This is a genomic window from Uliginosibacterium flavum, from assembly GCF_040566545.1.
Taxonomy (GTDB): Bacteria; Pseudomonadota; Gammaproteobacteria; order Burkholderiales; family Rhodocyclaceae; genus Uliginosibacterium; species Uliginosibacterium flavum.
In genome coordinates this window covers 150,034-172,708 of sequence record NZ_JBEWZI010000007.1, presented here as the reverse complement: position 1 = coordinate 172,708, position 22,675 = coordinate 150,034, and the positions used below count along the sequence as shown (strand labels likewise).

The window sequence follows — 22,675 nt, the reverse complement described above, 5'->3', positions numbered from 1 at the left end:
CAAAATGCGGACTGGGTTTTGATATTGGCTAGCGTGGAGTTGAGGCGCCTGCGCGGCTTTTCGCGCAGGTCGCCTCGAACGCAGGGTTAGGCATCAGTGCAGTGCAAACCCTTGTGCGCATCAATTTGAGCCTGCCTCGGTCTGTTCGGCTTGGTTCGCATCCGATTTCGCGCGTGCCGCCTTTGCCGCATAAGCCGGATCGAACGTTGATATCGGCTTCAACTGCAAGTCGAATGGCTTGTATTTGCCTTTGAATTGAGGCTCGCCAGGCAGGCGAGCAATGTCTCTCCAGTAGCTCGGCTCCAGTTTTTCCTCGGTGCGGGGCCTCCGGATACATCGAGCAATTACTTGGCGACACGTTTCGTCGAGCAGCAACGTATTTTTGTAGTCGCTTGAGCACGAAGAAAGAAGCTGGAACATCCCGGTGAGCGCCGCTGTTGCATCCGGCAAGTCTGGCTGCGATCCGCGGTGTATGAACTCATTGCGGGCTTTACGCGCAACGTTAAGCAATTTATACGTGCCTGCCTCGACAACCCCTTTCTGAAATAGCAGTTCTATACGGGCCGAGGTTGTCCATACTCGATAGTCCTTGAGAAAACCGCTGCGATTGGGGATGGCGTCAACCGAAGCCTTTGACTCGACTTCGACGCGCCATATTCGACTAATTATCTGCTCTATAGAGGTCCAAATGCAGGTTAGCGCCTCGGCCAGTGCCCCAGCTACGTAGTGCGTTGTACCAGCCAATGCAATTTCAGGACTGATGGGATCACACTTATCAAGTATCGCGCGTCCGCGAGCAATAGCCTTTTGCAACTTTGCAAGAGTGATTGGCTTCTGATCGAGCAGTACGATGTTGTCGCTGACACTTGCACTCCGATCTCGGAGCGAAAAATGCAGCGATGTTGTTCGGCTCGTGCCACCATGCATGCGTATGTAGCCGGTATTAAAGAGCCATCCTGTGCAAATATCAGCGGGCAGCGCCCCCTCCGTGTATACGCCACCAAGAAGCATCTCTAGAAATACGCGATTGAACATCTTTAGGGCGGCATCCGGATTCGAGAACTCCGGCAACGCAGGCATGGCCAAACTGCCATCGAAGCCTACGAGCATCATGTAAGGCGCCACGTTGCCATCGATAAATCCACTTGCACGATTGAGCTTCAAGTAGTCGTAGGTTGACCGATTGATATCCTGCAACGAAGGCTTCCAACTGTCGCGTCCGTCTTTCGCAATGAGCTTCAGCGGTGCGCTAACGGCCATTACAAGAGGAATTCCATCGGGCATGTTTGATTCGGTCATCGTTGCCCCTCTAGGCTGACACTTCTGATGCCTAACTTGTTATAGGAAGCAGTTTTGCTGCATAACATCGGCGCGTGCTCCCTAACATGGCGCCGCCTTACAGCGAAGAATGGCTTGCAGCTTGCGTTTCCGGCACTGTGCTACGGTTTGTGCTGCACTAACAGAATTGTGAAAAACCTCACTTTTCCGCTTGAATCAATCCGCGCCTGCCGGGCGTGCTTTGTGCCGCCAGCCCAATGTAAGCCAGATGCATGACCGGGGCAATGCGCGATCCGCCCGTGATCCCGGCCTTTTCGCAAAGCCCCCTGCAGCAAACGTCTTGGCCTTGCCTGTCCGGACGAGCGCGCGGGCTATGCCTCTTCATGAGGCCTGCCTGAAGAGCAAGGCCGGGCGGGGCTCTTGAGGTAGTTGCTGGAAAGTCCTGTGCTGCCCGAGCTTCTTTTGTGCCAGCGAGTGTGAAATTATATTTCACAGAGTCTATCTTGTGAAATAAATAGTCTTATTGATGGCTTATTTGCAAGCATATTTTGAATGACCCCCGCTAGCATGGCCGGCATCGCAACCCTTCCGAACTGGAACCCACCATGTGTGGCATCGTCGCAGCCGTTTCCCAGCGCAACATCGTTTCCATCCTCGTTGAGGGCCTCAAGCGCCTCGAATACAGGGGGTACGACTCCTGCGGCGTGGCGGTGCATCAGGATGGCGCGCTGCGCCGGGCGCGGTCCACTTCGCGCGTGGCGGAGCTGGATGCGCTGATTGCGGAAGATGGCGTGGCCGGCTTCACCGGGATTGCGCACACGCGCTGGGCCACGCACGGGGTGCCGGCGGTGCATAACGCGCATCCGCATTTCTCGCCCAGCCTGGCGAATGCGCGCATCGCGCTGGTGCACAACGGCATCATCGAGAATCACGACGAGCTGCGTGCCGAGCTGCGCGCCAAGGGCTACGAATTTGCCAGCCAGACCGACACCGAGGTGATCGCTCACTTGGTCGATCTGCATTACGACGGCGACTTGTTCGCGGCCGTGAAAACCGCCATCGTGCAGCTGAAGGGTGCGTATGCGATTGCCGTGTTCTGCCGCGACGAGCCGCATCGCGTGGTGGGCGCGCGCGCCGGTTCGCCGCTGATCTTGGGTGTGGGCGAAGGGGAAAATTTCCTCGCCTCCGATGCGATGGCGCTGGCGGGCGTGACCAACCAGATCGTGTATCTGGAAGAGGGCGACATGGTCGACCTGCAGGTCGGCAAATACTGGATCGAGACGCGCGAAGGCGAGGGGGCGCAACTGAGTTTCAAGCGCGTGGAGCGCGAAGTGCGCACGGTATACGCGCACAGCGGCGCGGCCGAGCTGGGCCCGTATCGCCACTTCATGCAGAAGGAAATCTTCGAGCAACCGCGCGCGATTGGCGACACGCTGCAAGGCGTTGAAGGCATCAGTCCCGAGCTGTTCGGCGACGGCGCCTACAAGGTGTTCAAGGACATCGATTCGGTGCTGATTCTCGCCTGCGGCACCAGTTACTACGCAGGCTGCACGGCGAAATACTGGCTGGAATCCATCGCCGGCATCAGCACCCAGGTGGAGATCGCCAGCGAATACCGTTACCGCGACAGCGTGCCGAATCCGCGTTCGCTGGTGGTAACGATCACCCAGTCGGGCGAGACGGCGGACACCCTGGCCGCACTGAAACACGCGCGCAGCCTGGGCATGGAGCACACGCTGACGATCTGCAACGTGGCCACCAGCGCGATGGTGCGTGAATGCAAGCTGGCCTACATCACGCGCGCCGGCATCGAGATCGGCGTGGCTTCGACCAAGGCTTTCAGCACCCAGCTGGCCGGCCTGTTCCTGCTGACCCTGGCGATTGCGCAGACGCGTGGGCGCCTCAGCGATGCGCAGGAAGCCGAGTACCTGCGTGCGATGCGCCACCTTCCGGTCGCGCTGCAAGGCGTGCTGGCGCTGGAGCCGCAGATCATCGCCTGGTCGCAGGACTTCGCGAAGAAGCAGAACGCGCTGTTCCTGGGCCGTGGCCTGCATTACCCGATTGCGCTGGAAGGCGCGCTCAAGCTCAAGGAAATCTCCTACATCCACGCCGAGGCTTATCCGGCCGGCGAACTCAAGCACGGCCCGCTGGCGCTGGTGGACAGTGAGATGCCCGTGGTGACCGTGGCGCCGAATGATGCGCTGGTCGATAAACTCAAAAGCAATATGCAGGAAGTGAAGGCGCGCGGCGGCGAGCTGTACGTGTTCGCTGATGCCGATTCACGCATCGAGAGCGAGCCGGGCGTGCACGTGATCCGCATGCCGGAGCACTACGGCGCGCTGTCACCGATCCTGCACGTGGTGCCGCTGCAACTGCTGGCCTACCACACCGCCTGCGCACGCGGCACCGACGTGGACAAGCCGCGCAATCTGGCCAAGAGCGTGACGGTGGAATGAGCGTCCTTTGTTCCGTGACAATAATGTGCGTAAATAACAAAGTCGCTTACTAGATAACAAAGTCGCTTACTGAATAACAATGTCGCTTACTGGCGACATTGATGTTCAAAGACAGCGAAACGGCAGACGGGACGGCCTATCCGTAAGGCTGTGCAGGTCGTGCATCTCAGGTCGCGTAGTTGTTGCTGTGGTTGAAGAGACGGTTAAGCCTATTTTTCATCCGAACTCTGTCACTCAGTTCAGAGGGGCTGAACGGCAGCAATGCCGAGCTCCGGGCGCAGAGATTCGGACAGACATAGGGGGCGACAGACTTTAAAGCTTTTGCCGACTCATCGTCGGCCAGAACGGCCAGTGCTTATGCTTCGCCGATCTATCTTCTTCAATACCTAAGCGGACCTACGCCGCTTAGGTCTGTCATTCGTGACTACTCCACCTTGAGATCTGCCGAGACGGTTGGGTCAAAGTAACTTCGCCTGGCTAGCTCGGTTAGTGCATACGTCCGCCGACCATCAGTATCAAGTTCCCTGTCGACCAATTTTCGTTCTTCAAGATGTTTGGCTCTACGGCCAACTAGCTGATGGGAGCAGTCTAATTCCTCCGCTATTTCGCCAGCCCGCATCGACTCGCTGGACGCTTCCAACGTTTGAAGAATGCCCAGTTCTGTTCGCGGAAGTAGCAGCTCCCCCCTGACCGACTTAAGCTCTGATTCGTATTTTCTTGACAGATTTATGACTCTGCAATGGCCTTCTTGGCATTTGGGGCAGCGCATTCCAAAGAATTGAAGCTTGTCCAAGTCCACCAATTCGAACTTCGCGCCGCAGCCACAACAAACAATTTCCTGATTGTTACGAAGATAGTTCAGTATCTGGGGCGAGTAGTCAAAAACTCGTTCAACGAAGTAAAGGCGAAAGACGCGCTCCCCCGTGGGTCTTCCGAAGGCGATCGCGTATTTTTCGCAGAGCCCAAGATTGAGCGCAAATATTGCAACCTTGCGCCCCTCACGGTTTGTCATCTCGAAATACTTCGTCAAGAAGAAATTAAGCTCCAGCGTCGCCAGGAGAGGTTCGTGCTCAAGAGCAACGTGGAAGTGACTGGTTGGAGGCGTTCCTTCGATGGCAGTGAAGACACTGGATGTGTGGCGACGTAGTTCGCGCGCACGATGAACAAACGATTCCAATAGCTCTTTTAAGCTGAATATTGACGATCTTTCATCAAATGCTTCCTGTAGGAATCGCCCTGACTGGAAGAAACTCTCAACTTTCTCCTCGTAGAACTTGCGGGACGCATCGGCAATCGCTCTTAGGCCAATGACTTTTCCCGCTGAAACATGAGATTCATACAGATAAACAAGTGTGTGTCCAAGAATTCGGGGATTGCAGAGACAAGCATTGAAGAGATGCCTGAAAACTTCTTCGTTGTTCTTCTCGAAGAATCGAGTTGGGTCTGCCCCGCAGTAGTGTGTGAGGCGTTGAAGTACAAGCCTCTTTGTAAAATCGACGCCGTTTTCTTCCAATCGGGTGATGTCGCCGGATCCATACAATTTAAATAAATCTAGGTAAACCTCGTCGATCTTCGTGCGGTCTATCGATCCTAGATAGATCCGTCCGGGATACGCCGCAATCTTGAGCTTGATGAACTCATCTGAGAGGTTGTTTAGCGGAGCAAGAAGCACGTCTACGACCGCCCGCATAGGGTCCAGCGGTAGCTCAGAGAAATCATCAATCAGTACAAATAGATGCCGAAATCCTGCCCTTTTCAGAACCGATTTCAGTTTGCCGATTAGATCTGCGGGATTGAATACATTGAGCAACAAATCGGCATACTCTGATTCGCCTGAGCGCTTGACCTCATTTGCCTCCTTCGACTCAGACGTTAAAGTGGCTCCGACCTTTTCCTGAGAAATATTAAGCGCCGCACTAGCAACTCTTTGGGAGGTCGATGCCGAAGAGCCAGACTCCTTCCGTTGCATACAGCGGATGCCGACTACGCGTATGAAGTTTTCATCCGAATAGTTCTCCAGAAAGGCTTCAAGCTCAGAATGCAAGCTTTCGACGCGACCTGAGAATGAATTCTTTACTCTTTCCCAAAGTGAATTCGATAGCTTTTTCTGGAGCTCATTCCTAATTTCCTCAACTACATTCCGCAAGAACGTTCGATAGATAAGCAGCCGCTCAATAGCTTGTGGCGATAGTGCGTGATCGAGAGCAGCAACCTTCTCCTGAAGCGAAATATCGACTTGTGCGCTATCCCATATTCGTTACTACATCGATGCAACGGTCATGGACGTCTATATCGTCTCCCGGCTTGATCCGAACAAGATCCTCGGCCGTCCGACCCTCTATCTGGTGGTCGACCAGTTCTCTCGCATGATTGTGGGGATGTACATCGGGCTTGAGCCACCTTGTTGGGAGGGCGCGATGCTGCCCAGTGGAGAGGCGTCGCTTATCGCCCGGAAGCGCTCTTCGCTATTCCGCAGCGCGTCGCGCGCGCTTTCGCGCTCTATGACATAGCGCAGAGCACGTGGCAGCCAGTGCGCATCAATATGAGCTTTGGAAAGATAGTCGTGCGCGCCGCGTTGCATGGCTTGACGCGCAGTTTCTTCATCAATTGCGCCACAGAGAACAAGAATCAGGGAATCCGGCGCGGCGTGCGACACCCGATCGAAGGCGTCGATGCCCTGAGCGTCGGGCAATGTCACATCCAGCAAAATTACTTCGACACGCTCTTCATTGAGTCGTTTCAGCGCTTCGGCAAGGCAAGTCACCAATTCCACGTGAAAGCAGCCGTCTGCCGTGTCAACAAGAGCGTCCTGGATCAGTTTGGCATCAGCGGGATCGTCCTCGATAAGAAGTACAGTGGTGGCATCATTCATGGCATGGTACCGAGTGCGCGCGTCTCACATTTATGTCGCAGCCATTCGAGAATGCTCTCCTGAGGGGCTGGAAAAAGATGCCGAAGGCAGGGGTTGCCCTTGATGCCAGGGCCTCAAGCGAGACCGGGAAAATGAAAAATCGGGTGTGCGCCATTGCGATATCCATCCTGCCTCGTAGACGTGGGCCTTCAATATCAGTACATCGGGTGGCGCATTTGGGATGCGCGTAGCGAGGGCCGCGCTAACGTGACCGAGCTTCTCGTTCGAACAGAAAACTAATTGCAAATTTTGGTACGGTCAGTACGTTGGAGTACATAAGACTAAAAAATTGATAGAAGACGATCATCAGAACGGCATTTTTGCCATCGCAAAGCACTCAGCTTGTACATGCGTCTTCGAAGAACTGCGGCACCACGGGTAACAGGAGGCGCGTTTCGCGCATGGACACGATGGGTTCGTTAGCGCACCGACACCACATTCCCGTTGGAAGATCGTGCGTCTACATATCTCACGCTGGCGACAGGTTGTTACCGCGTCCTATGGCGTAATCTACGCATTGCACATATGAAACCCGCCGATGGAAAACTTTTTGCGCTCCTGCGTGCCAAGTGACAAGGAATTCCGGTAATGCGAAAAGTTAATAGTGGCGCTCAGGGACTATCAGCGAAAGAAATCGGCGAAGCCGATTCATGTGCCATGCGCAGAATGGCACTCGCGGGATGATCATCGCTTCTGACAAATCAGCAATGTACTTTCGCGGCATTGGCACCGCGAATCCGCCGAAGCGCTACACGAAGGTAGAATGCCTGAAAGCGTTCGAAGCGTCCGCGTGGTCAGAGCGCTTGAATTCGCGCACTCGCTTCATTATGCGAACGGTTCTGCACAATGATAATGGAATCGATGCACGTCGCCTCGCCGTCGATTCGATCTAGGACGCATTCAACATTGACCCAAATACGCTTTCGCACCGCTTCGCCAGCAAGGCGCCTGCGTTGGCCGCCGAGGCAGGCGAGCGCGCGCTTAAGAATGCCGGGCTTGAAGCGACTGAAATAGATGCAGTAATCGTAAGTACGTGTACTGGGTACTTGTGTCCCGGCCTCTCTGGTTACGTCATTGAACTCCTCGGCTTGCGTCCTGACGTGCGGGCGTTCGATCTGGTTGGGCAGGGTTGCGCGGCGGCTTTGCCAAACTTCCAGTTGGGTGAATTCCTGATCCTGGTCTGCTGTTCTGGAAAATTGCCCGGCAATAAAAAACCATATCATCCGCGAGGCATCCGGTCCTTTCGGATCGCTGTAAGGATGCCCCGCAGAACCATCGCTCCACGCGTACCCAGGGCGTTCTCGGATTGTTCGCCGTGGCGGATACGGTGAAAGAACACAGTCGCGAGGCAATTGCGGAACTCCACGCACTGGGGATCAAGACCCTCATGCTGACCGGTGACAATGCCCACACGGCACTCGCCATTGCGACTCTGGTCGGCATCGACGAAGCGCACCGCAATTTGCTGCCAAAAGACAAGCTCAAGGTGATTGAGGAGACGCTCTCAAGTAGTGGTGCTGTCGGCGTGGTTGGTGATGGCATTAATGATGGCCCGGCTCTCGCATGTGCCGACATCGGGTTTGCAATGAACGCGGCAGACGTTGCTCTGATGGACGACGACTTGCTCAAGCTGTCACGCTTCATTCGCCTGTCTCGCTACACGCATGCGTTGCTATTGCAAAATATCGCGCTTGCCTTGAGCATAAAGGCCGTGTTTCTCGTTCTGACCTTGATGGGTACTGGTACGATGTAGATGGCATTTTTGCCGATTGGGGGCTGTCTGGTGGTGGTGGCGAACGGACTTAGACTACTGCGCAAATAGCGCCGACTTCAATCCCAACAAGAACCGAAGGCCTGTGTTCACGACGGCAATGTCTGGGCGAAAGGCAGCTTAACTTCGTAAGCTGTCGTTGGTGGAACTTCGGGTCGAATGTCTCTTGTGGGTCGGCTTGATCCGGATGAGGACGGTGAGACCGGTCGTTGGCGTACTAGGCGATGCGAAGCGAATGCCGAATGCCGAGTGCCTAATGCGTACAGTCAGACAGAAGCCGGCCGGCGGTTTCTGACGACTTAGCCGAACGACCGGTTTTTGGTGGGCAAACTGACATCGTCACTGCCTCGACTCGGCGACTCGGCGACTCGGCAACTCGGCCAGAGCAATCGCGAGTTCTGTCGACCACCATGCCCCAGTAGCAACGCTGACCGAATGCCAGCGGTACACTCCTGTCAGCAGAAGTGTTCCACCAAAAAATCCACAAAGCTGCGCAGCTTGGGCGAGCGGTACCTATCCGAAAGATAGACCACGCTCATCGGACGGCTGGGGAGTTCATGTGTGGGGAATAGTTGGACAAGGTGACCTTCCCGCACATCGGCCTCCAATAAAATCGCGGGTTGCAATACGATACCTAGGCCGTGCAACGCGGCAACGCGTAGCGCCTGTCCGTGATTGACCTGCAATCGGCCGGAAACAGGAACGCGGCAGGCACCGTCGTGGTCCGTCAGGCGCCAATGCACCAAAGCGGCGGGCGCGAAAGACAAGCATTCATGCTGGCTCAGATCCTCCGGTTTTTCCGGCGTGCCGCGGCGTGCCAAGTAGGCTGGGGACGCGCAAATCATCAGCCGATAAGGCGCCAGCGACTTGGCTATCAGCGCTGAATCTGGCAATTGGCCGATACGGATCGCGGCCTCGAACCCTTCTTCGACCAGATCCACGACGTGATCAGACAAAACCACGTCGACGCTCACTTCAGGGTAACGCTCCAAGTACACGGCCAAAGCGGGCATCAGCGCTTCGGTACCGAAGGTGACGGGCGCGGAAATACGCAGCTTCCCGGCGGGCGCCAGTTGCAAATTTTGTGCTTGCACATCCGTTTCGGCCACCAGTCTGAGGATTTCCTTGCAGCGCGTGTAGTAGTCCTCGCCGAAGGCGGTGAGATGTTGGCGCCGGGTTGTCCGGTTGAGCAGTTGCATTCCCAGACGTTTTTCGAGCGTGCGCAGGTGATTGCCGGCCATCGTCGCCGAAATGCGGCAAGCCGTCGCGGCAGCGCTCAAGCTGCCTTTTTCAACGGCCAGAACATACACCTTCATGCTGTCGAGGAGGTTCATTAAAAATCCCTAGTTGCAAATCAATCAATCGTGCCGCAGTTTATCTCCGTTTTATTTTCAATGACACTGATGCCTTTCCTGCTGCCGCAGTGGCCGAGGGCCACTCGGACAAACCCGGGACTTCAGAAATGGCTGGGTAGGTCGGCTTGCAGTCACCGCACCTCAACGATTGGGAAACGATCATGGACTTGAATATCAAAGGACGCGCCGCGCTGGTCTCGGGGGCCAGCGCCGGCATCGGTGCCGGTGTCGCGCGGGTGCTGGCCCGGGAAGGCGTCAGGCTTGCCATCACGGCGCGGCGCGGCGACCTGCTTGCACGCCTCGCCACGCAAATCGCCGGCACCGGAGCAGAAAGACCCCTCGTCGTGATCGGTGACGTGACCGTCGCGGCCGACGCGACGCGCATCGTTGCGCAAGCTGGTGCGGTGCTCGGCCCAATCGATATCTTGGTCAATTGCGCTGGCGGTGCGCGCCCGACGCAGCACGATGGCTCCGACGCGGACTGGGACGAGGCCTTCGCCTTGAATTTCACCGCCGCACGCCGGCTGACCCAGGCCGTGTTGCCGGCGATGCAGGCGCGACAGTGGGGCCGTATCGTCAACATCAGCGGCTCGATGGAGCCCCGCTCGCTCAATGCCGCCACCGCCGCCAAGGCGGCGCTGCATCTGTGGGCCAAGGGCCTGTCCTGCGACGTGGCAGCACAGGGCATCACCGTCAACACGATCCCGCCTGGCCGGATCAACAGCGAGCAGGTCCTCGACAAATTGCACCCGACCGATGAAAGCCGGCGCGCTTTCATCGCCCGGAACATCCCCATCGGCTACTTCGGCGATCCGGAAGACATCGGGCAACTGGTCGCCTTCCTCGCCTCGCCGCTGGCACGCTACATCACCGGCGCCGTCATCCCGGTCGATGGCGGCATGCATTTCTTTGCGCACTGACCCTCCCCGCACAACACTTTTTCCATCCCTGAGAAAAAACCATGAAAGCCATCCAGCTTACCGCTCCCTCCCTCACCGCGTTTCGCCAGACCGAGTTGCCTGATCCGAAGGCCGGTCGTGGTGAAGTACTGGTACGCCTGCGCGCCGCCGCGCTTAACTTTGTCGACGTGGCCATCGCGACGGGCGACTTCCCCGGCGCCAACTTCCCGATGATTCCGGTTGCTGACGGTGCGGGCGAAGTCGCCGCGCTGGGTGAAGGCGTCAGCGGCCTGGCCGTTGGCGACCGGGTGATCCCGCACTTCATGCCGAACTGGCAGGGCGGAGCCATCATGCCGCGCAATGTCGCCGCAATGCGCGGCGTTACGCTGCCTGGATCGCTGGCCGAGTACGTGGTCGTCCCGGCCACGTGCCTGGTTGCCTTGCCGGTTCACCTGGATTTTGTTCAGGGTGCGGCGCTGCCCATCGCCGCGACAACGGCCTGGAACGCGGTGCGTTCGGCGCAACTGCGCCCCGGATCGGTGGTGCTGCTACTGGGAACCGGCGGAGTCAGCATCTTTGCCTTGCAGTTTGCCAAAGCGTCTGGTGCCACGGTGATTCTTGCGTCGTCGTCCTATGAAAAGCTGGAACGTGCGCGTCAGCTTGGTGCGGATCACCTGATCAACTACCGCGCCACGCCGGCCTGGGACGACGAGGTTCTGAAACTCACCGAAGGGCGCGGCGCCGACCTGGTCGTGGAGACGGTTGGCGCAGCGACCATCGTGCGCTCGCTCAACGCGGCGGCGGTGGGCGGCACGGTATTCACGGTTGGCTTTGTTGGTGGTACCGCATCCACGATCGACCTGCTGCCGATCATCGTCAAGGCGTTGCGCATCGTCGGTAACAACACCGGCTCGGTGGCCGATTTGGCGGAGGCGGCCCGAGCGATTGCCACCCATCACATCGTGCCGGTCATCGACCGCGTTTTCAGTATCGACGACACCCACGCGGCGTATGCCGAGCTCAGTGTCGGAGGGCGGCACTTCGGCAAGCTGGGCATCACGCATTGAGCCACGGAAGACCCTCAGCATTCTGATTGTTCAACAATGGGCAGCCTGTGCCCACCCTGTCACTCGGCCTGCCAGGCAGGCCAGTTTGGAGAAACTGAAAATGACCACAAACGTATTCCCAGAAAAGCGCTTCAGCGGACGGACGGTTCTCATCACCGGCGGCGGAACCGGCATGGGCAAGGCAGCCGCGTTGCGCTTTGGTCGCGAAGGCGCCAATGTCGTGATTGCAGGTAGACGGCCGGCGGAGTTGAATCAGGTCGTCGCTGACATTAAGGCTGCCGGCGGCATCGCCTTGGCCGTCCCGACTGATGTGTCAGATCCGGAGCAGGTAGAGGCGCTGGTGTCGAAGACCGTTACTACCTTCGGTGCTTTGCACATGGCCTGGAACAATGCCGGCGTGCTGGGCGCCTTCGCACCCCTCCAGGAAATGAGCTTTGCCGATTTCGACGCGGTGATGGCGATCAATCTGCGCGGTGTGTTCGCCTGCCTGAAATACGAGATTGCCACCATGCAGGCGGCGGGCGCCGGGGGCGCCATCGTTAACACCTCATCGTGGACGGCGCATGGCGTAATGCCCGGGCTGGCAGCCTATGCGGCGGGAAAAGCGGCGTTGGATGCGCTGACTCGCACAGTCGCGCTGGAAGTGGGTTCCAAGCAAATTCGCATCAACAACGTCAGTCCAGGCATCATCGCCACACCGATGGCCAGTGGCGTGCTTGCTTCAGAGACGGCCGCGTTGCCGTTCCAGAAGCACACGCCATTGCAACGCATCGGTCAGCCGGAGGACGTTGCCGATGCGGTGGTCTGGCTGCTCTCTGATGAGGCGCGATTTGTCACCGGTCAAAGTCTACTGGTCGATGGAGGCTTTACCTTGGGTGGTCTGCGTCCTTGGTTCAACAATTTTGTTGCCGAGCATTCGTGAAGGTCGTGCGATTATAACTACATGACGATGGTATTTCTCCCTCTCGTTGCTTCGTAGTCATCGCCCTGGAGCCGTGGCTGGTTAGCGTTTTCTGGTCAGCTGCGGTCTTCTCTGGAACGCTCCAATGGAATGCAGATCGACGTAGTTGAATTCAATCTGCCATGCTCAGCGCCCCTACTACGAACCAGAATATAGCTGACTAAATCGCGTAGAAACTCAACTACCTATTTCGGCCGAGCTGAAGTCACCGAGCATCCGGCTGAGGCACAGCTCGACTAGATAACCCAGCTTTTAACCGTGGCGACTACGAATGTCGGGTTAAGAATCGGCATGATCCGGATAAGGACAGTGAGAGCGGTCGTTGGTGTACCTGGGGCTGCGGAACGTATGCCGAATGCGTACAATCAGGCAGAAGCCGGCCATCAACGGACCGTCAGACATGCGTACCGAAAGCGGGCGTTCATGCGCTGTCGTGCCTCGCTCTCTGTCCGCACTATTAACCGTAGACGGATCCCTGGGTCCGTCCACTTACAAGTTAGGTTTCTGGAACGCAGCCGTGAGCACTGAAGTTCATACAAAAGAAGGCGCAGTCCAAGCTCAGCTTGCCAGCAGCCCCTTCAGTTTTGCCTGCACTACAGGGCATGAAATGCCTTGGTCCGGAGGGCACCAGACAAAGCGGGGATTGCTTTTGGCTGCTATCTGTACGGTCTCGTGGTCATCCAAGGCAAGCCAGCGTGTAATCTTTCTGGCGCGGACGTCGTCACGAATTTCTTGGGCCCGATCCGATCCATACGTCTCGGTAATTCCCGCAAAGCGACTACCAAGAGGTCCCAATATCTGGATGAGCTGTTCGTCACTACAGCGCGTTCGCCAATCAGAGCTGACGATTATGCGTACCGCCGTGTAGGGTTCTAGGATTTTGACTAGGAGCGGCAGCCAGCAGAACAGGTCGCGCGTGCGCACATCTGCTGTATGCAGCGTGCCGTCGAAGTCTATAAATATGTGGGTAATGGTGCTCATGCAGTCACTTTACATGAGTGCAAGAGTTGGTTAAATATGTCGATTGCGTCGTACACGCCTAGGTGTGTAGAGTACGCGTAGGTCATTTTTGCGGATAGAGATAGGAAAATTTTTGGCCAGCATGGACATTAGATCAGCTGGTCAGTCGTTCTATACTGCGTTGCTCACCGGCTGCCCCGTTTTGATTGAAGCCGAAAATTAGCGTCTCGATCTGTCGAACTTACACTCCTCCGCTCAAGCCCAAGGATGTTTGGGCTCTCCAGATTACATCAACAGCGAATAACCAATTCCTCAGCGACGATACAGCCTGCAAAAACTTGAAAGTAGCGCGCCATGCTGCGGCTGAATCTGCGGCCACTCGAAGCGCCATTGCCAGTAACCCTCGGCCTTGCCGGGGAAGTTCATGCGCGCCTCCGCTCCCAGTCCGAGCACGTCCTGAAGCGGATGGATCGCGGTGTCGGCAACGCTGGCGCAGGCCGCGCGAATCAGACTCCAGTGGATGTCGTGGCCGTCGATGGCGAGGTAGTCGCGCACGTGCTGGCGTTCTGCGTCGCCGATCTGCGCCCACCAGCCGCGCGTGGTGTCGTTGTCGTGGGTGCCGGTGTAGACGACAGTGTCCGGGCTGTAGTTGTGTGGCAGGTAGGCGTTTTTATTGTCACTGCCGAAGGCGAAATGCAGGATGCGCATGCCGGGCAGCTTGAACTGCTGGCGCAGGGCATCCACCGCCGGAGTGAGGATGCCGAGGTCTTCGGCGATGATCTTGAGCGGGCCGAGTGCCGCGCCGATAGCCTCGAACAGCGCCGCGCCGGGGCCCGGCAGCCAGCGGCCCTTGATGGCGTTGGGTTCGCTGGCGGGAATTTCCCAGTAGTCGACGAAGCCCCGGAAGTGGTCGATGCGCACGATGTCGACCAGCTCGAAAGTGCGGCGGATGCGGGTGATCCACCAGGCGTACTTTTCTGCTGCGTGCGCCGACCAGCGATACAGCGGATTGCCCCAGCGCTGACCTTCCGCACTGAAGGCATCGGGCGGCACGCCGGCCACTACTTGTGGTTTGCCAGCGGCGTCAAGTTCGAACAGATCGGGCCGCGCCCAGACTTCGGCGCTTTGATAGGCGATGAAGATCGGCGCATCGCCGATGATCTGGACGCCCTTTGAATTGGCGTAAGTCTTGAGCGCGTGCCACTGGCGGAAGAAGGCGCACTGGCAAAACTTCCAGAAATTGATGCGCTCGGCGTGGGCTTTGCGCGCTTCGGCCAGTGCTGCGGGATCGCGGCAGGCCAGTGGCGCCGGCCAGTCACACCAGTCCTGCCAGCCGTGGTGATCGGCGAGCGCCATGAACAGGGCGTAGTCGTCGAGCCAGTCGGCCTGCGCGGCGCAGAAGTCGGCGTAGTCCTGGCGGGTTCCTGAGCTGGCCGTGAGGAAGAAGTTCTTCGCGGCCTCCTGCAGGCGCGTCATGCGCCATGGCACGACGGCGGCGAAGTTGATTGCGCTGCCAGAAAATGCTGAATCAGGTGCGAGTTTTTCAGGCAGCCAACCCTGTGCTTGCAATTCGGCCAGATCAATCAGTAGAACATTGCCGGCAAAGGCCGAGCTGCTCATGTAAGGGGAGTTGCCGGGGCCGATGCCGCCCAGCGGCAGAATCTGCCACAGCGACTGGCCGCTGGCGGCGAGCCAGTCGACGAAATGGCGTGCCTCAATGCCCAGATCGCCGGAGCCGTGCGGGCCGGGGAGCGAGGTGGGGTGGAGGAGGATGCCGCTGGCACGGGGGAATCGCATGAATTTGTCCTGATTGTTGCTGGCGTTTTGTAGGAGCGGCTTCGGCCGCGAATGACATTCGCGGCTGAAGCCGCTCCTACAGATGAATTTTCGCCCCGCCGGCGGCCAACAGCACCATGCTGTGTGCGGCCAGCGGGAACAGGGTTTCGCCGTGGCCATGCCAGTCGGATTCGCCGCGCGGATGGGCGGTGTCCAGCCACACACGCCATTCGCCCGCAGGCAGCAGGAAGCGGTGGTCGACGGTTTCGGCGTTGATTAGCAGCAGCAGCGGCACTTTGGCGCGGCCAGGCTGGCTGATCAGGCAGCCCAGTATGCGTGCACCGTTGTCACGCCATTCGTGGCTGTGCAGGGCTTCGCCATCGTGGCGCAGCCAGACCAGATCACTGACGCCGCGCCGGTACCAGTGCGTGGCGAAGAGCATGGCCTGATGGCGCAGCGACAGCAGGCGGGCGGTGTAACCGATCAGGTCCTGATCGGCCGCTTCCCAGTCGATCCAGGTGGTCTCGTTGTCCTGGCAGTAGGGATTGTTGTTGCCCTGCTGGCTGTGGCCCAGTTCGTCGCCGGCCGCGAGCATCGGCGTGCCTTGCGAGAAAATGGCGCTGGCCAGCAGCACGCGTTGCATCCTGCTGCGCAGCGCGGTTACGGCGGGATCGGTGCTGGGGCCTTCTTCGCCGCAGTTGTGGCTGAGGTTGTGATTGTGGCCATCGCGATTGTCTTCACCATTGGCTTGATTGCGCCGCACGACATAGCTGAGCAGATCGCGCAGGGTGTAGCCATCGTGGGAGACAACGTAATTGACCGAGGCCAGCGGTTCGCGCCGGTTGGCCTGGAACAGGTCGGAGGAGCCGCACAGGCGCATTGCGAAATCGCCGCGTGTGCACGGGGCACTGAGCCAGAAGGCGCGCAGAGTGTCGCGGAAGCGGTCATTCCATTCGTGCCAGCCGCGTGGGAATCCTCCCAGCTGGTAGCCACCGGGGCCGATGTCCCAAGGCTCGGCGATCATGGTGACATGCGACAGTACGGGATCTTGCGCCACGGCGGCGAAGAAGGCCGCGCGTGGATTGAAACCGCCATCGTCGCGCCCCATGATGGGGGCGAGGTCGAAACGGAAACCGTCGACATGCATGTCGCTGACCCAGTAGCGCAGGCTGTCCAGCACCAGACGCAGGACGTTGGGCTGACGGATGTCGAGCGTGTTGCCGCAACCTGTGTCGTTGATGAAGGTGCGTTTGTTATTGGCGTCCAGGCGGTAGTAGCTGGCGTTGTCCAGCCCGCGAAAGCTGATGCTGGCGCCGGTGGCATCGCCCTCGGCGGTGTGGTTGTAGACTACGTCCAGAAATACTTTGATGCCTTCGGCATGGAGTGCGCGGACCATGCTGCGGAATTCATCACGCACCGACAGGCCTTCGTTGCCTGAAGCAAAGCGCGGGTCGGGTGTGAAGAAATTGATGCTGTTGTAGCCCCAGTAATTCACCAGGCCCATCTGCGTGAGGCGCAACTCGTCCAGGTGGTAATGCACCGGCAGGAGGCTCAGCGCGGTGACGCCCAGACGTTTGAGGTGCGCAATGGAAACCGGGTGGGCGAGGCCGGCATAGGTGCCGCGCAGGGCTTCGGGCAGTGCCGGATTGAGCCTGGAGAAACCCTTGATGTGCAGCTCGTAGATTACCGTGTCGGCGGGGCTCAGCGCCGGGGGCTGGTCATCGCCCCAGTCGAAGCTGTCGGGGGCCGGCACGCGGGCCTTGAGTGCGCGGCTGCCGTTGTCGATGGTACACAGCTGTTCGTGGCTGTCGGGAATGGCGCAGAAGTTTGCATCGCTCCAGTCGAAGCGGCCGACGATTTCGCGTGCATATGGATCAAGAAGAAGCTTGTCCGGATTGAAGTAATGACCCTCTTGAGGCGCCCACGGTCCCTCGCAGCGCAGACCGTAAATCAGGCCGGGTTTGGCGTCGGGCAGATAGCCGTGCCATACGTCAAGCGTGTGGCATGACAGCGGCAGGCGCATCATTTCGTTTTCACCGGCCGCGTCGAACAGGCACAGGAATACTGCGGTCGCGTTGGCGGAGAAAATTGCGAAGTTGACCCCTGCCGCGTCGGCGTGCGCGCCGAGGGGCCAGGGCTTGCCGGGTTCCAGTGCGAGCGGGTTTTCCATCAATGCTTCCTCAGGGCTGCCATTCAAAAATCACCGTGGCCAGTGGTGGCACGTCAATCAGGATCGAATCCAGCCTTTGTTGCCAGGGCACTTCGTGACTGCTGGCAAAGGGTGTGCCGACATTGCTGCCGCCGTAGTGGGCCGAATCGGTGTTGATGCGTTCCACATAGCTGCCGGCGCGCGGCACGCCCAGGCGATAGCCACGATGCACGGTCGGCGTGAAATTGCAGATCACCACGACGGGATGGCTGCCTTCACCGCCATGACGGATAAAGCTGAAGATCGAGTTGTAGGCGTCGCTGTGTTCGATCCATTCGAAGCCGTAACCATCGGCATCGCGCTGGTGCAGGGCTGCGCTGGCACGGTAGAAATGGTTCAGGTCGCGCACCACGCGCTGCACGCCGGCGTGCATGGGATCGTCGGTCAGATGCCAGTCCAGGCTCCGCTCGTGATTCCATTCGGCCTCCTGCCCGAACTCGCAGCCCATGAATAGCAGCTTCTTGCCGGGGTGGCCGAACATGAAGCCGTAGTAGGCGCGCAGGTTGGCGAACTTCTGCCAGCGGTCGCCGGGCATCTTGCCAAGCATCGAGCCCTTGCCATGTACGACTTCGTCATGCGAGATCGGCAGTACGAAGTTTTCGCTGAAGGCATACACCAGCCCGAAGCTCATCTCGTCGTGGTGGTGTTTGCGGTGGATCGGGTCACGCGCCATGTATTGCAGGGTGTCGTGCATCCAGCCCATGTTCCATTTGTAGTGGAAGCCGAGTCCGCCGGCGAAGGTCGGGCGCGATACGGCCGGGTAGGAGGTCGATTCTTCCGCGAGCGTGATGGCCTGCGGGCGTTCGCCGCCGACAACCTCGTTCATGCGCTTGAGGAAGGCGATGGCTTCGAGGTTTTCGCGTCCGCCCTGCGCGTTCGGAATCCACTCGCCTTCCTTGCGCGAGTAGTCACGGTAGAGCATCGAGGCGACGGCATCCACGCGCAGGCCATCGACGTTGTAGCGCTCCAGCCAGTACAGCGCGTTGGCAATCAGGAAGTTGCGTACTTCGGTGCGGCCGAAATTGTAGATCAGGGTGTTCCAGTCCTGATGGAAACCCTCGCGGGGATCGGCGTACTCGTAGAGGTGCGTGCCGTCGAAATTGGCGAGGCCGTGTGCATCGGTCGGGAAGTGCGCGGGCACCCAGTCGAGCAGTACGCCGATGCCTGCGGCATGGCTGCGTTCGATGAAGCGGGTGAAACCGGCGGTATCGCCGAAACGCGCTGTGGGCGAATACAGGCCGATGCTCTGATAGCCCCAGGAGCCATCGAAGGGGTGCTCGCTGATCGGCATCAATTCCAGGTGGGTGAAGCCCATCCATTGCGCGTAGGGCACGAGCTGGTCGGCGAGCTCATCCCAGTTGAGCCAGTCCTGCCCGTGGTTCTTGCGCCGCCATGAAGCCAGATGTACCTCATAGATGCTGATCGGCTGATCAAGTGCGTTGGCACGTTGGCGCTCGGGCGAAGGTGCAACGGTTGGCGGCAGGTGGCTGACCACGCTGGCGGTCGAGGGGCGCAGCTCGGATTGCAGCGCGTAGGGGTCGGCCTTCAGCGGCAGGGTGTGGCCGTTGGCGGCACGGACTTCGTATTTGTAGCAAGCGCCTTCCGGCACGTCGGGCAGGAAGATTTCCCACACGCCGCATTCACGGCGCAGGCGCATCGGGTGGCGGCGATTGTCCCAGCCGTTGAAATCGCCGAGCACGGCGACGCGCGAGGCGTTTGGCGCCCATACCGCGAAGCTGGTGCCGGTGACGCCATCAATCTCGCAGCAGCGCGCGCCGAGGATTTCGTAAGGGCGCAGATGGGTGCCTTCACCGAGCAGCCAGGCATCGGTTTCGCCCAGTACTGGCGGGAAGCGGTAAGGATCCTCAAGGGTGACCACGTTGCCGTCCTGCCAGGTGACGCGCAGGCGGTAGGCAAAGGGCTTCTTGGCGTCGATGAGACCTTCGAAGAATCCGCTCGATTGGCGCTCGACCAGTGCGCCGCGCCGCTTGCGGGCGCGATCCACGACGTCGATGGCAGTGGCGCCGGGAATGAAGGCGCGCAGCCAGAAGCCACCCGCATCCGCAGCGTGCATGCCCAGAATGGAAAACGGATCGCCGTGACGGGCGTCGCAGAATGTCTGGAGTTCGGTGTCGGTCAGCATGCGGCGAGCTTAATCCATTTTCTGCTGCGGGGTTGAGACGTGCCTTGAGGTGCGGGGGCATGCGTGAAAGACTTCGCAGGGCGCCGGTGCTCTTGTAGGGCGGACTTCAGTCCGCCGCCGCGCTTGGCGTGCGACTAAAGTCGCACCTACGAATTCCTCCGTGAGGGCTCTGCCGGTTCAACCTATTCGCAAGCACTACACTGATTTTTAAAATGAAGCGCCTGTAGAGCCGCACCAAGCCTTGCTCTGCAGCACACCTGCCTGAAGAGGTCCGCTGCGAGTGGCTCTTCAGGCAGGTGTTCCTCATGGCGCCACCGGGATGTTCCAGATCTCCTTGGCGTACTGCGCGATGGTGCGATCCGAGGAGAATGAGCCCATGTTGGCCATGTTGATGATGGCCTTGCGTGCCCAGGCTTCCGGCTGTGCATACAAAGCATCGACCCGGGTTTGTGTCTCGATGTAGGAGGCGTAATCGGCCAGCAGCATGTAGTGATCGCCACCCCACAGCAGGGCGTCGACCAGGCCGCGATAGCGTCCCGGCTCGTTGGGCGAGAACTGTCCGCCGGCAATCGCATCGAGTACGGCCTTGAGGCCCGGATTGTTTTCGTAGAGGCGCATCGGCTGGTAGCCGCCCTGCTTCATCGCCTGCACTTCGGGTGTGCGCAGACCAAAGATGAAGATGTTGTCGTCGCCCACATTTTCGCGGATCTCGATATTGGCGCCGTCATCGGTGCCGATGGTCAGCGCGCCGTTGAGGGCCAGCTTCATGTTGCCGGTGCCGGAGGCTTCGGTGCCGGCGGTGGAGATCTGCTCGGACAGATCCGCGCCGGGCATGATCACCTCGGCCACGGAGACGCCGTAGTTGGGGATGAAGACCAGCTTCAGCTTGTCGCCGATACGCGGGTCGTTGTTGATGACGTTGCCCACGTCATGGATCAGGTGAATGATCGACTTGGCGGACATGTAACTGGAGGCGGCCTTGCCGGCAAAGATCGTGACGCGCGGCACCCACTGGGCATCCGGTGAGGCGAGGATGGCCTGATAGCGCCAGATGACATGCAGCACGTTGAGCAACTGGCGCTTGTATTCGTGGATGCGTTTGATCTGCACGTCGAAGAGGCTGTCCGGGCTGACCTTGATGCCTGTGGTTTTTTCGATCAGTGCTGCGAGACGCCTCTTGTTGGCGTGCTTGATCGTCATGAATTCAGCGCGGAACGCGGCATCATCCTGCTTCGCTTCGACCTGTTTGAGCTGGTCCAGATGGTTGCGCCAATCCGGCCCGATGTTTTTGTCGAGTAGCGTCGCCAGCCCCGGGTTGGCTTGCGACAGCCAGCGTCGTGGCGTGATGCCATTGGTCATGTTGGTGAAGCGTTCGGGCCACAGGCTGGCGAAGTCGGCGAACAAGGTCTTGACCAGCAGATCGGAGTGCAGTGCCGATACGCCATTGATCATGTGACTGCCTACCACCGACAGATTGGCCATGCGCACACGGCGCTCGCCGCTTTCGTCGATCAGCGACAGGCGGGCGAGGAAGCCGTTGTCGCCGGGGCGATGTTTGGCGGCCAAGGCCAGGAATTCGGCGTTGATGCGCAGGATGATTTCCAAATGACGTGGCAGCACATGCTGCATCAGTCCGACCGGCCAGGTCTCCAGCGCCTCAGGCATCAGGGTGTGATTGGTGTAGGAGAAGGTCTTCTGGCAGATTTCCCAGGCTTTCGCCCAGGGCATGCTGTGTTCATCGCACAGCACATGCATCAATTCGGCCACGGCAATTGCCGGGTGAGTGTCATTCAGGTGCATGGCGACAAAATCGTGCAGATTGTCGAGCGTGCCATGCTCCACCATGTGGCGCAGCAGGATGTCGCGCACTGAAGCGGCTACGAAGAAATACTCCTGACGCAGGCGCAGTTCGCGCCCGGCCGGGGTGCTGTCGTTCGGGTAGAGCACCCAGGAGATGTTCTCGAATTCGTTCTTGACCTGGGCCGCGCGGCCATAGTCGCCGGTGTTGAAGGCCTGCAGATCGAGGTCGGCCGGGGCGACGGCCTTCCACAGGCGCAAGGTGCTGACTTTTTTAGTACCGTAGCCCGGGACCACCATGTCGTAAGCCTTGGCGACCACTTCGCCGGCATGGCGCCACACGGCGCGGTCCCCGATGTGTTCCACCCAGCCTCCAAAGCGCACCGGGAAGCTGATGTCGGCACGCGGGAATTCCCAAGGCGTGCCGTCGGCCAGCCAGGGATCGGGCAGCTCGGTCTGCGCGCCGCCGACGATCTTCTGCTTGAACATGCCGTATTCGTAACGGATGCCGTAGCCGAAAGAGGGCAGGCCGAGGTTGGCCATGGAATCCAGAAAGCACGCGGCCAGACGGCCCAGACCACCGTTGCCCAGCGCGGCATCCGGCTCCTGATCGACGATCTCCTCCAGCGTGTGGGCGTGATCCGTCATGCCTTGCATTGCCGCATCTGTCAGGCGCAGCGCGCCCAGCGCGTTGGACAGGGTGCGGCCGATCAGGAATTCCATCGACAGGTAATACACGCGCCGCGCCTTGTTGTCGCGGTCGGCGCCCTGGGTCTGCACCCAGCGTTCGGAGAGTTGCTCGCGCGCCACTTGGGCGACGGCTTTCATCAGATCAGTGGAGGTCGCATCCTGACGTGCCACGCCTACGGTCTTCAGGAGTTGTTCGTCGATGGCGGCATTCAGGGCGATGGCCTCAGGGGTCGGTGAATTCACAGGAGCTCCTTGTTTCAGTCTGGCTGGGGTCGATTTCAGTTTTTCTGGTCTTGCACGGGCCGGGAATATTTTCATTCACTTCCCTTATGCGCGCCTTGTTTCAGTGCAGGTAGCGCAATAGACTCTAGCCCATGCAATTTGCGGGCCTTACAGGCACTT

Annotated in this window: 15 protein-coding genes and 1 pseudogene; 7 read left to right on the top strand and 9 right to left on the bottom strand. The window is 59.1% G+C overall.

From position 1 onward, the window contains the following. Nucleotides 1–120 precede the first annotated feature (120 nt). Entirely contained in the window at nucleotides 121–1,299 is a 1,179-nt protein-coding gene (locus ABXR19_RS08565) for a hypothetical protein (protein ID WP_354600702.1), read from the bottom strand. A 584-nt stretch (nucleotides 1,300–1,883) separates the two neighbouring features. Between ABXR19_RS08565 and glmS the strand changes: the two genes are divergently transcribed. Beyond that, the gene (glmS, locus tag ABXR19_RS08560; protein ID WP_354600701.1) at nucleotides 1,884–3,734 is read left to right on the top strand and encodes a glutamine--fructose-6-phosphate transaminase (isomerizing); all 1,851 of its coding nucleotides are present in this window, start codon (nucleotides 1,884–1,886) and stop codon (nucleotides 3,732–3,734) included. A gap of 424 nt (nucleotides 3,735–4,158) precedes the next feature. Here glmS and ABXR19_RS08555 read toward each other — a convergent pair whose 3' ends face one another. After that, a complete protein-coding gene (locus ABXR19_RS08555) occupies nucleotides 4,159–5,880 on the bottom strand; it encodes a MarR family winged helix-turn-helix transcriptional regulator (RefSeq protein WP_354600700.1) in 1,722 nt (573 codons plus the stop codon). A gap of 133 nt (nucleotides 5,881–6,013) precedes the next feature. Here ABXR19_RS08555 and ABXR19_RS19700 point away from each other — a divergent pair. Further along, nucleotides 6,014–6,097 (top strand): annotated as a pseudogene (locus tag ABXR19_RS19700) (hypothetical protein); the annotation flags it as partial. Here the strand turns inward: ABXR19_RS19700 and ABXR19_RS08550 are convergent. Beyond that, nucleotides 6,073–6,606 (bottom strand): response regulator, encoded by a 534-nt coding sequence (locus ABXR19_RS08550; protein ID WP_354600699.1) that lies wholly within the window; start codon nucleotides 6,604–6,606, stop codon nucleotides 6,073–6,075. The pseudogene ABXR19_RS19700 and the gene ABXR19_RS08550 overlap by 25 nt on opposite strands. Before the next feature lie 992 nt (nucleotides 6,607–7,598). On the opposite strand from ABXR19_RS08550, the gene ABXR19_RS08545 reads away from it, so the two are divergent. Together ABXR19_RS08545 and ABXR19_RS08540 are read left to right on the top strand one after the other, a co-directional pair. After that, a complete protein-coding gene (locus tag ABXR19_RS08545; RefSeq protein ID WP_354600698.1) occupies nucleotides 7,599–7,976 on the top strand; it encodes a hypothetical protein in 378 nt (125 codons plus the stop codon). Further along, nucleotides 7,961–8,398: an HAD-IC family P-type ATPase gene (locus tag ABXR19_RS08540; protein WP_435594308.1), complete on the top strand. Its 438-nt coding sequence runs from the start codon at nucleotides 7,961–7,963 to the stop codon at nucleotides 8,396–8,398. The genes ABXR19_RS08545 and ABXR19_RS08540 overlap by 16 nt, the downstream gene beginning before the upstream one ends. 473 nt (nucleotides 8,399–8,871) lie before the next feature. Here the strand turns inward: ABXR19_RS08540 and ABXR19_RS08535 are convergent, their stop codons facing one another. After that, nucleotides 8,872–9,750: a LysR family transcriptional regulator gene (locus ABXR19_RS08535; protein WP_354600697.1), complete on the bottom strand. Its 879-nt coding sequence runs from the start codon at nucleotides 9,748–9,750 to the stop codon at nucleotides 8,872–8,874. 182 nt (nucleotides 9,751–9,932) lie between these two features. Here ABXR19_RS08535 and ABXR19_RS08530 point away from each other — a divergent pair, with 182 nt between their 5' ends. The 3 genes from ABXR19_RS08530 (at nucleotide 9,933) to ABXR19_RS08520 (ending at nucleotide 12,659) form a co-directional block, all read left to right on the top strand. Next, nucleotides 9,933–10,691 (top strand): SDR family oxidoreductase, encoded by a 759-nt coding sequence (locus ABXR19_RS08530; protein ID WP_354600696.1) that lies wholly within the window; start codon nucleotides 9,933–9,935, stop codon nucleotides 10,689–10,691. A gap of 41 nt (nucleotides 10,692–10,732) precedes the next feature. Continuing rightward, the gene (locus tag ABXR19_RS08525) at nucleotides 10,733–11,737 is read left to right on the top strand and encodes a zinc-dependent alcohol dehydrogenase family protein (RefSeq protein WP_354600695.1); all 1,005 of its coding nucleotides are present in this window, start codon (nucleotides 10,733–10,735) and stop codon (nucleotides 11,735–11,737) included. An 85-nt stretch (nucleotides 11,738–11,822) separates the two neighbouring features. Next, the gene (locus tag ABXR19_RS08520) at nucleotides 11,823–12,659 is read left to right on the top strand and encodes an SDR family NAD(P)-dependent oxidoreductase (protein ID WP_354600694.1); all 837 of its coding nucleotides are present in this window, start codon (nucleotides 11,823–11,825) and stop codon (nucleotides 12,657–12,659) included. Nucleotides 12,660–13,256: 597 nt separating this feature from the next. Here ABXR19_RS08520 and ABXR19_RS08515 read toward each other — a convergent pair. The 5 genes from ABXR19_RS08515 to ABXR19_RS08495 all read right to left on the bottom strand — a co-directional run bounded on the left by ABXR19_RS08515 (nucleotide 13,257) and on the right by ABXR19_RS08495 (nucleotide 22,516). After that, nucleotides 13,257–13,679 carry an HAD domain-containing protein gene (locus tag ABXR19_RS08515; RefSeq protein ID WP_354600693.1) on the bottom strand — a complete coding sequence of 141 codons (423 nt, stop codon included), beginning with the start codon at nucleotides 13,677–13,679 and terminating at the stop codon, nucleotides 13,257–13,259. Nucleotides 13,680–13,970: 291 nt separating this feature from the next. Further along, on the bottom strand, nucleotides 13,971–15,455 hold the full coding sequence (malQ, locus tag ABXR19_RS08510; protein WP_354600692.1) for a 4-alpha-glucanotransferase: 1,485 nt from the start codon (nucleotides 15,453–15,455) through the stop codon (nucleotides 13,971–13,973). A gap of 76 nt (nucleotides 15,456–15,531) precedes the next feature. Next, nucleotides 15,532–17,604, bottom strand: coding sequence for a glycogen debranching protein GlgX (glgX, locus tag ABXR19_RS08505; protein ID WP_354600691.1), 2,073 nt, complete (start codon nucleotides 17,602–17,604; stop codon nucleotides 15,532–15,534). Between the two features lie 10 nt (nucleotides 17,605–17,614). After that, nucleotides 17,615–19,786 carry a 1,4-alpha-glucan branching protein GlgB gene (gene glgB / locus ABXR19_RS08500; RefSeq protein WP_354600690.1) on the bottom strand — a complete coding sequence of 724 codons (2,172 nt, stop codon included), beginning with the start codon at nucleotides 19,784–19,786 and terminating at the stop codon, nucleotides 17,615–17,617. 303 nt (nucleotides 19,787–20,089) lie between these two features. Beyond that, nucleotides 20,090–22,516 (bottom strand): glycogen/starch/alpha-glucan phosphorylase, encoded by a 2,427-nt coding sequence (locus tag ABXR19_RS08495; protein ID WP_354600689.1) that lies wholly within the window; start codon nucleotides 22,514–22,516, stop codon nucleotides 20,090–20,092. Nucleotides 22,517–22,675: the final 159 nt, after the last annotated feature.